The sequence below is a fragment of the Frankia sp. CcCS3 genome (assembly GCF_977927575.1).
On the sequence record NZ_CDWRCL010000120.1, the window covers coordinates 8,934 to 11,752 of the forward strand.

Annotated in this window: 1 protein-coding gene; it reads left to right on the forward strand. The window is 69.1% G+C overall.

Annotated features, from left to right (window positions below):
* The first annotated feature begins 368 nt into the window (after positions 1-368).
* On the forward strand, positions 369-2,765 hold the full coding sequence (locus tag AC08OQ_RS12080; protein WP_476612048.1) for a WD40 repeat domain-containing serine/threonine protein kinase: 2,397 nt from the start codon (positions 369-371) through the stop codon (positions 2,763-2,765).
* Positions 2,766-2,819 lie beyond the last annotated feature (54 nt).

Sequence of the window (2,819 nt, forward strand, 5' to 3'; positions counted from 1 at the left end):
CCCCTACGAGGGATAGCCCCGGTACCCTTTGATCAATGCTGATGGTAGCCCATGTGGGCCGTTGCGACCCGGTGGCCCCGGCATCGCCAGGGCCGCCGCGACCGATACCATCAACGGGAAGTTGCCACGCAATTACGATGCGCTACGTCGGGCTCTCGGGGTGGGCCGCGCCGTGAACGCGCCTTCAGGCACCTCTAGAATCCAGGCACAAATTCCGTCGTGAGCCGGTTGCCAGAATTCAGGGCTGCTAACGGAGACGGTAGGCACTCATGCGTGCGGCGCCGCGGTGCGCAATGAGTGCGCGTGGAGGTCAGGTTCCGACGGGAGGGGGCGGCCGTGGGTTCGCACACCGCGCGGCGACGGTTGCCGTGACGACGCCTGACGGGTCAGTTCCGTGGGACGTGGCAAACTCCCGCGCGACACCGCTGCTCGACAGTGACCCCGTCACCGTCGGGACGTACCAGCTCGTGGCGAGGCTGGGCCAAGGCGGGATGGGAATCGTCTACCTCGGCAGGAGCCGGGACGGGCGGCCCGTGGCCGTCAAGGTCGTCCGTACCGACCTCGCGCGGCAGCCCGAGTTCCTGGCCAGGTTCCGCCGTGAGGCCGAAGTCGCCCAGCGGGTCGCCCGGTTCTGCACCGCGGAGGTGCTCGAGGTCGACGTCGAGGCCGATCGCCCATATCTGGTGACGGAGTTCATCGACGGTCCCACGCTCGCGGACGCGATCGCCGCCAACGGTCCCATGGCCGAGGCCGACCTCGAACGCCTCGCCATCTCGGTCGCGGCGGCGCTCACCGCCATCCACGCCGCGGGAATGATCCATCGTGACCTGAAGCCGTCGAACGTCCTGCTATCGCGACTCGGTCCGCGGGTCATCGACTTCGGCATCGCGCGCGCGATGGATTCCACGACCTCGCTGACGACCTCCACCGGCCTGATCGGCACTCCCGCTTTCATGGCTCCCGAACAGGCGCGCGGCGAGCTGGTCACGGCGGCCGCGGACATCTTCGCCTGGGGCGGAGTGGTGACGTTCGCGGGCACCGGGATCGGCCCGTTCGGTAAGGCGACGACCCCGGTCCTGCTGTATCGGGCGGTGCACGAGGCACCCAAGATCGACAGCCTGCCCGATGGACTCCGTTCGATCGTGGCAAAAACGATGTCCAAGGAGCCGGCGGACCGGCCGACCGCCAGCGATCTCTACCAGTCCCTCCTCGGCCTGTCCAACGTCGACTCCAACGTCGACGCGGCGGTGCGAGACGAAGCTGGCCCGACCGCCGTCACCCTGGTTACGGATCCGCCGGTCAAGCCGCCGGCGCGGATAGACGCCGGAGCCTCGCGGACACCGTCTGACTCCGAGGGTTCCGTCGGTTCCGCCAATCCGGCGATGCCACCGCCGAGCGACGACATCCTGTCGCCACTGGACCGTCCGGCACCCGGCCGCGGTCACCCCGAGGGTGGCGAGCCGAAGCAGCAGCGGCGCGGCCGGTGGCAGCGGCGCACGGTGGTGTCGCTGGTGGCCAGTCTCTGCGCCGTCGCGGTAGCGGTGACGGCCACCCTCATGTTCGTCATCCACAAGGACCCCGCTTCGGTCCCCGAGAGCATCGAGGTGTCGCGCCGGCTGGCGAGCGAGGCGGCGGCCAGCACGACACAACCGCAGCTGGCCCGCCAACTTGCGCTGGCGGCCTACCGTGTCGAGCCCACCGAGGAGGCCCAGCGCAGCCTGATTGAGAACTTCGGCGGGGTAGAGATCAGTACGCTGGCCGGCCACACCGACCGGGTGATCGGTGTACGGTTCAGCCTCAACGGCAGAATGCTGGTGACGGGAAGCGACGACAGCACCGTCCGGCTCTGGGACATCAGCAACCCCACGGCCTCCAGACCGCTCGCGGTCATCCCGGGGGACAGCGGTACCTTCCTGCAGGGCGGCTTCAGCGCGGACGGGCGGCTGCTGTCGACATCCACCGACGACCACATTGTCCGGCTCTGGGACATCTCCGTGCCCGAGCGGCCCAGGTCGCTGGCAGTGCTGCGGGACGTCAACAACAGCGTTGCCTTCGCGGTCGGCGGAAAGACCATGGCTACCGCCGGCACCGACAACACCGCCAAGTTGTGGGACATCACCGATCCCCACCAGCCGCGGTTGGCGGCCACCCTTGTGGGACACACCGACTGGGTCAACAGCGTGGCCTTCAGCCCGGACGGGAGGATGCTCGCGACCGGCAGCCACGACCGGACCATCCGGCTCTGGGACGTGTCGACCCCGACCCGGCCCACGCCGCTCGCGATCCTCAACGGGCACGAGAACGCGGTGCTCGGGCTCGCCTTCCGGCCCGACGGCAGGATTCTCGGATCGACCTCGGCGGACCGGTCCGCCCGGCTATGGGACATCGCCACGCCGACGGAACCGAAAATGCTATACACCTTTACCGACCGATCGGACTGGGTGAGTAGCGTTGCCTTCCGCGTCGACCTGCACCTGATGGGCACGACCGCGCGGAAGGCCGCCCGGCTGTGGGACATCTCCGACCCGCGTAATCCCCGGCCGGCCGGCGGCCTGCTCGGGCACACGGCGACGGTGCGGCGCGTCCAGTTCAGCCCGGACGGCACACTGGCCGCCACCTCCGGCGACGACAACACCGCCCGGTTGTGGGACATCGACCCGGCCCATATCGCCAAACGTGCCTGCACCGACCCGACGGCCGTGATGAGCGAGGCCGAGTGGGAGCGGCACGCCCCGGAGATCCCCTACCCGTCGCGGTGCCCCTAGGTCCTGTTTGGGAAGTTTATCGGGGCAGCCATTCGTTGATCGCGGCGATGGTGA